The sequence below is a fragment of the Kluyvera sp. EC_51 genome, from assembly GCF_019584505.1.
Lineage (GTDB): Bacteria > Pseudomonadota > Gammaproteobacteria > Enterobacterales > Enterobacteriaceae > Kluyvera > Kluyvera sichuanensis.
The window spans coordinates 1-274 of sequence record NZ_VDAG01000016.1; the positions used below are offsets into that span (position 1 = coordinate 1).

General features: G+C 51.5%; 1 rRNA gene and 1 other annotated feature. The gene reads left to right on the forward strand.

Going from position 1 to position 274, the window contains the following annotated elements:
• Positions 1-87, forward strand: a 23S ribosomal RNA gene (locus tag FHC49_RS04970); the annotation flags it as partial.
• A gap of 95 nt (positions 88-182) precedes the next feature.
• Positions 183-267, forward strand: a sequence feature (5S ribosomal RNA rRNA prediction is too short).
• The last annotated feature ends 7 nt before the right edge of the window (positions 268-274 follow it).

Here is a 274-nt window from a genome sequence, read left to right on the forward strand (position 1 = left end):
TGAAGACGACGACGTTGATAGGCTGGGTGTGTAAGCGTAGCGATACGTTGAGCTAACCAGTACTAATGAACCGTGAGGCTTAACCTTACAACGCCGAAGATGTTTTGGCGAAAGAAAGACATCGATTTCAGCTTGATTACAGATTACATCAGAACGCAGAAGCGGTCTGATAACAGAATTTGCCTGGCGGCTGTAGCGCGGTGGTCCCACCTGACCCCATGCCGAACTCAGAAGTGAAACGCCGTAGCGCCGATGGTAGTGTGGGGTCTCCCCA